At 65.1% G+C, this 5,830-nt stretch carries 5 protein-coding genes and 1 pseudogene; 5 read left to right on the forward strand and 1 reads right to left on the reverse strand.

The annotated features are described in order from the left end of the window. Window positions 1-129: 129 nt before the first annotated feature. On the reverse strand, window positions 130-981 hold the full coding sequence (locus tag AC0699_RS39110; protein ID WP_478671248.1) for an IS5 family transposase: 852 nt from the start codon (window positions 979-981) through the stop codon (window positions 130-132). An 808-nt stretch (window positions 982-1,789) separates the two neighbouring features. Here AC0699_RS39110 and AC0699_RS39115 point away from each other — a divergent pair. The 5 genes and pseudogenes from AC0699_RS39115 to AC0699_RS39135 all read left to right on the forward strand — a co-directional run bounded on the left by AC0699_RS39115 (window position 1,790) and on the right by AC0699_RS39135 (window position 5,607). After that, window positions 1,790-2,494 (forward strand): YcnI family copper-binding membrane protein, encoded by a 705-nt coding sequence (locus tag AC0699_RS39115; RefSeq protein WP_478671251.1) that lies wholly within the window; start codon window positions 1,790-1,792, stop codon window positions 2,492-2,494. Window positions 2,495-2,529: 35 nt separating this feature from the next. Then, window positions 2,530-2,697 carry a hypothetical protein gene (locus tag AC0699_RS39120; RefSeq protein WP_478671255.1) on the forward strand — a complete coding sequence of 56 codons (168 nt, stop codon included), beginning with the start codon at window positions 2,530-2,532 and terminating at the stop codon, window positions 2,695-2,697. Further along, window positions 2,697-3,116: a hypothetical protein gene (locus AC0699_RS39125; RefSeq protein WP_478671260.1), complete on the forward strand. Its 420-nt coding sequence runs from the start codon at window positions 2,697-2,699 to the stop codon at window positions 3,114-3,116. The genes AC0699_RS39120 and AC0699_RS39125 overlap by 1 nt, the downstream gene beginning before the upstream one ends. A 111-nt stretch (window positions 3,117-3,227) precedes the next feature. After that, window positions 3,228-3,427 (forward strand): annotated as a pseudogene (locus AC0699_RS39130) (IS256 family transposase); the annotation flags it as partial. A 971-nt stretch (window positions 3,428-4,398) separates the two neighbouring features. Next, window positions 4,399-5,607, forward strand: coding sequence for an acyl-CoA dehydrogenase family protein (locus AC0699_RS39135; protein ID WP_478671264.1), 1,209 nt, complete (start codon window positions 4,399-4,401; stop codon window positions 5,605-5,607). The last annotated feature ends 223 nt before the right edge of the window (window positions 5,608-5,830 follow it).

Consider the following 5,830-nt stretch of genomic DNA (forward strand, 5'->3'; position numbering starts at 1 on the left):
CAGCAAGCACCATGTGATCACCGACCGGCACGGCACATCCTGGCTGTCTCGCTGACCAGCGGAAATCGCCATGACGTCACGCAGCTGATGCCCCTATTCTGAAATGATCAGTGAGCGTCCGCCAGTAGGTCATCGAATGCGTCGTGTGCGAGGTCGGGTGTCCCACCGGTAGTGGGTCCAGGCCTGTCGGATAAGGCTGCGGACGGTGATGATGACGCAGGCCAGGGCGATGAAGAACGCGGTAGGTGTTGTGCGTCGTTCGGTGCAGCGTCGCAGTTTGCCGAAGTTGTTCATCCATGAGTTGGTGCGTTCGACCACCCACCGTCCGCCGGTCTGAATCGGGGTCTTCGCTCCGCGCTCGGCGATGCGGGCGTCGATGTTTCTGTCAGCGAGGTCGTTGTGGACTGGGCGGTAGTCGTATCCAGCGTCCAGGCTCAGGTGGGGACGCTCCGGGAAGGGCCCGAGAGTGGCTTCCATGTCGGCGTAACGGTCGAGGGTGGCTGGCAGCAGTGTGTGGTCGCGGATGTTTGCCGGGGCCGGCTCGGTGACCAGCGGTATGCCTTCGCCCTCGGTCAACTGCGAGCGCTTTGTGCCTAGTTTGGCCCGGTCAACGGGGCTCTTGCCGGCGCACTCGCCGCCCGAGGGGGCTTTGGTGATGCATCCGTCGGCAACCAGACGCTCGAGCTTCAAGCCGATCATGCGGTCGTACGCAGACAGTACCAATAACCTCAGTTCCTCCATCACGCCGAGCGCGATCCACTCGTCCCGCCGACGGCGCAACGTCGTGGCCGAGCAGTGTTCGTCCGCCATGCGTTCGTACCCGCAGCCGAACACCAGCACCTGCACCAGACGGTCGAACACCACCGCGTCGGATATCCGCGGGTTGTGACATCCCAACCGATGACTGTCCTCCCGCACTGGCAGCAGCGCAAGAAACTGGTCTCGGACCGGGCCGAGAATGCATGATGGGACAGCAGGCACGGATCCCCCGGATGGTCATGAAGCGTAGAGAACTCCATGATCGGGGACCGTGCCTGCACCACTACACCCGCCTACTGGCGGACGCTCTTAGAAACCTCACTCTGAATCCAGGTAATGGACATCTGAGCCACTCCTGGAACGCGGATGATTGACTCTGAATCGAGGTAGTTCATTCTCCCCGTTGACGCATCGCATAACCTCCGTGACAGTTGGGGTCAAAATCGGACCCACCTCGGAGTGAGGGAAGATGTCATGGAAGTCGGAGCCGCCAAGCCGAGCCGCGGCTGGCGACGCGTCAGAACTGCCGTGCCAAGCCGTTGGCGCTGGCTGAGCGGCATCGTCGTCGCTGTTGGTACCTCGACGTTCCCCTTTGTGTGCTCAGGAGTGATCAGCCTTCTCCCCAGGTGCCTGCGGCCCGGGGCCCAGCCCCCAAGCCCAGCGGCTGACCTGGATGCCCAGAACCTGGCCTCGGCCGCCGGACTGTCGAGCATCCCTCCCGCGGTCACTGACGGACCCGCGGCCGCGACCAGGTCCCGGCCCGCCCCCCCGGAGCGCCGCGAACCCCGTTGGCAGGGTTCCGGCCAGGGGTTGCACACGTACGTGGCCTGGCGGAATCCGTAGTCATGTACGCGGCATCTCGGATGTCCGGTCTGACCAGATAGCGACATTTTATGTGATCTGCACCGGCATCGCCCGGAGGTCGTGAGGACGACTACGACGCGGCCACTAGACGGGAGTGGTGTCGCGTGGGCCGGCGCGCACCCGCGCGCGGCCGATCACCTTCCTGCTCACATGGAGTGTCCCTGGCATGAAAACCGTCGCTCGCCTCGCCGCCGTGGGCGCCATCGCAGCCTCCTCCGTGCTGCTGCTCTCCGGCGCCGCCTTCGTCTACATCGCCGTGCAGCCGGAGGCCGAGGCCGCCACGGGCGGCTACGCCACGGTCAACTTCGTTGTCCCCAACGAGTGTGGCGACAACTCCTCGACGGTGAAGCTCGAGGTCACCGTCCCTGCGGAACACCCGCTCTCCTCCGTGATGCCGCAGCCCGTGCCGGGCTGGAAGGCGGTGGCCACCAAGACCAAGCTGGCCAAGCCGCTCACGGTGCACGGTAGGCAGAACACCGAGGCCGTTTCCGAGATCATCTGGACCGTGGGCGGCGGCAAGATCGGGCCGGGCGAGTTCCAGCAGTTCCCCGTCTCACTGGGACGGCTGCCCGAGGACACCGACAAGCACGTCTTCAAGCCGCTCCAGACGTACGACAACAAGCGGGTCGTGTCCTGGTTCGAGGAGCCCGACGAGGGCGTGGAGGAGCTGGAGAGTCCCGCTCCGGTGCTCACGCTGTGCGCCGCGACCGACGACCACCACGGTGGCGGGGGGAGCGATGGCAGGAGCGAGGGCGCCGCAAGCGAGGCCAAGGCCGGCGACACCACCGCCCGCGTGCTGGTCATCGCGGGAATCGCCGTCGGCGCGGCGGGTGTCGCGTTCGGTGTGCTGGCCGGCCGCCGCTCAGCCTGACCCCGCCGGTACGGACGTACCCGAGAGAGAAACCCATGCACATCCAGAAGACCGACGACCAAACCCGCCGGAGGCGCTCCCCGCTGATCGCGGTGATCGCCACCGTGGCGGCACTGCCGTCGCCACAGGCTGTATCGGCACTCGGGACGACGCCGCCGACGCCACCACTGCCGGAGCTCAAAGCCCAAGGAGAGGGGATTTGATGGCATCTCACGAACTGCAGCCGCTTCCGGGCGCACCCGAAGCGCGGACGGTCCGTATCGGGTGGGACGCGCCCTTGGCGACGTACTTCATACAGGTACTCGATGAGGACGACGACGGCGAGACCGTTGAAACGCTGTGGCACGGCACCGACCCGTACGAGATCACCGAGGCGCACACGGTGCTCGACTTAGCCCACCCGTACGCGCAGGTCGACGACAGGCTGGAGCAGCTTCTCATCGCCGATGCCATGGCTGAGGGCGAACAGTTCGCCGGTCGCGTAGGCACCGCACTGGTTGGGGAAACGACCCTCGCGCGCGTGACCGATGCCGGCCAGGCCGCAGTGATTCTCACCGACCTGCCGCCCATGGCGGCCGCACCTGACCGGCCGCACTCAACGGGCCGGTCGGCGGACGAGTAGCCCGACCGGGCCGACGGGACGGCTTAGCCTCACGCTTTCACGTGGCAGAGCGTCCGGTGGGGGAGCGGCTGTACGTTCAACGGTGGATCTTCGAACAGGAAGTAACACCTGATGACAGACGTGATCGTCTCGGCTGAGGCCGTCGAGGAAGTGCAGCCCGCCGGGGCGCCGCACGCGCTGGACGACCAGCTGATCAGCCAGCTGGTGGACCGGGCGAAAGCCGACGGGATCAAGCTGACCGCACAAGGCGGAGTGCTGCAGCAGCTGACGAAGTGAATCTCGAGTCCGCCCTGGAGGGCGAGATCACCGATTGAGGCTCAACCTCGGGAGTGGACACCGCGTTTCATGCACGAGTGACAGCGTATGTGATGTGGTGAGTGTTGTTCGAACTCGGCTGGTGTGAGGTAGCCGAGGGACTATCAAGGGTGTCCACTCCAAAGGATCAGCCTCAGTTCCCGGTTCTCCCGCCGCAGACGACGCAGTTCTTCCTTCTCATCGCTGGTCAGGGCACCCGCGACCCCCTGGCCCGATCCGCCCTGTCCTGGTTCCGCAGGCCCTCCGGGCTCATCGATCTCCCGGGCGACCCCTGACCGACTTCCCCGATGAATGGACCAGCGCGACCGCGGCCCGCTTGAACTCGGCTGTTGTACCGCTTGCTCGTGTTGCTCACTACCTGGAACTGCTTCCTCCGGACCAACCGTCCCCTTATCAGGCTGTCCAGCCCCATGGGGGAACTTCACTGCTGTTGCTCTCCCAAGCATCCGCCGACCAGCACGACGGTCGTCCAGGCTGCAGTATCTGGATGAAGATGAACGGGGGTACTTCCCCTAAAAATTGGGGTTCTGTTATCTAAATCTAGGGGGCATCGTATGGGTGATGGGCGAATAGCTTCGTGTACCATATTGACAGTCAACTGAAGAATCGCAGATGATTCTTGGGTCCTGCAGTAGAGGCACGCAGATGTGCAAACGACAGGATCAGGACTAGAAGACGTGAATGCGGATCGTGTGGTGATCCAATGGTGGAAGGCTGGTAGCCGACAGTCCGTCAGGCTTATTTCAAGGGAATGCTGAACAGGATCTCCGGGCCGTGTAATCGGTGGTTCAGGAGCGTGGTCGGCCAGCCGAACGCCCGCTGTCGACCGCCCAGGCGTCGCTCCAACTCATCCGGAGCCGACGGGACGTGTTGATGTCGCTCATCTACCGCCGCGCTGGCCACAGCTCACGGTCGGGGCACCACGAGCACGGGTGAGAGACCGCTGCTGGCGGGGAAAGAGAAACTAATGTACACGGGGATTGCGACACCCGAGCACGAGCGCCTGCGCCGACAGGTGAGAACCTTCGCGGAAGCCGAAATCGCCTCACGCGTGGCGGCGATGGAGTCGTACCAGACTGTGGGACGCAAGCTCACGACGCGGATCGCCCGGCAAGGCTGGATCGGGGCGACGATCGACACCGCGTACGGCGGCATGGCCGCCGGGCACCTGGCCAAGACCATCGTGATCGAGGAACTGACGTGCGTCAGTGGTGTCATGGGTGCCATGGTGCAGGCCTCCCAGCTCGGCACCGCCCCGATCAGCCACTACGGCAGTACGCGACAGAAACAGACCCAGCTTCCTCGGATCGCACGTGGGCTCTGCCTGCCCACCATCGCGGTGACCGAACACGGCTCCGGGGGCCATGTCCTGAGCATGCAGGCCACCGCGAGCCGTCGAGGCCGCGGCTGGGTCCTCAACGGACGAAAGCTCTACGTCGGCAACAGCCATATTGGTCACCTGCACTGCGTCGTCGTCCAAACCAAACCCGGCGGTGGCAGCAAAGGCCTGTCGTCCTTCCTCGTAGAACACGACCGGCCTGGGGTGGCACTCGCCCCTCACCGGTCGGCCATGGGGCTGCGCGGCTTCAGCTTTGGCGAGATCATCTGCGAACGCTGCCAGACACCTGCCGCCAACCTCCTTGGCGACGTGGGCGACGGCCTGGCCATCACCCACTCGTCGAGCGTCCTGTACGGCCGGCCGAACCTCGCATCCGTCTCCCTGGGTATCCACCAGGCCATCACCGAGGAGACCATCGCCTTCGTGCGGAACCGCCGTCGCTATGGCTGTCCGCTGGCAGACCTGCGGACGATCTGGCAGATCACTTCCCAGCTGCTGACAGCGCGTTCGACGGCCTACCAGGCCGTCCAGCTCCTGGATCACGGCCAGCCCTGCGAGCATGAGCTGATCAAAGCGAAGTACGCGGGTGTTGGGGCCGCCATCGACTCCGCCCCCACCGCGCTGGAAGTCCATGCCGCAGCCGGCCTCCAGACCAACCGGCCCCTGGAGCGCTTCGTCAGAGACGCCTTCCACACCTACGCACCCGCAGGCACCGGCGACGTCCAACTGCACCGTCTGGCGCAGGAGACCATGGGCACCAGCCGCGGTCAGTGGTCCCAGCGTCTGGCCGCTCTCACCGCCGCTCGCCGCCACACGGCAGGGACGACCAATGATTGACTCACCAACGAGCAGCACGAAGTCCGGGGCAGACTCACGCAGGACTTCGAACAGGCCGGGCGCGAGCAATCTGCCGGCTGACGTGACCAGTTTCGTGGGACGACAAGCGGAAACCGCTGAGGCGTTGTGCCTCCTGGCGGGATCGCGTGTTTTGACGCTCACTGGTGCTGGTGGGGTGGGCAAGACGCGTCTGGCTGTGCATGTTGCCCGTGCCATGCGGCGT

The sequence above is a fragment of the Streptomyces sp. NPDC043870 genome (assembly GCF_056435785.1).

Coding starts and splice junctions, on each gene's coding strand:
- AC0699_RS39115 (WP_478671251.1), top strand. CDS start 1,790: ATGAAAACCGTCGCTCGCCTCGCCGCCGTGGGCGCCATCGCAGCCTCC.
- AC0699_RS39120 (WP_478671255.1), top strand. CDS start 2,530: ATGCACATCCAGAAGACCGACGACCAAACCCGCCGGAGGCGCTCCCCG.
- AC0699_RS39125 (WP_478671260.1), top strand. CDS start 2,697: ATGGCATCTCACGAACTGCAGCCGCTTCCGGGCGCACCCGAAGCGCGG.
- AC0699_RS39135 (WP_478671264.1), top strand. CDS start 4,399: ATGTACACGGGGATTGCGACACCCGAGCACGAGCGCCTGCGCCGACAG.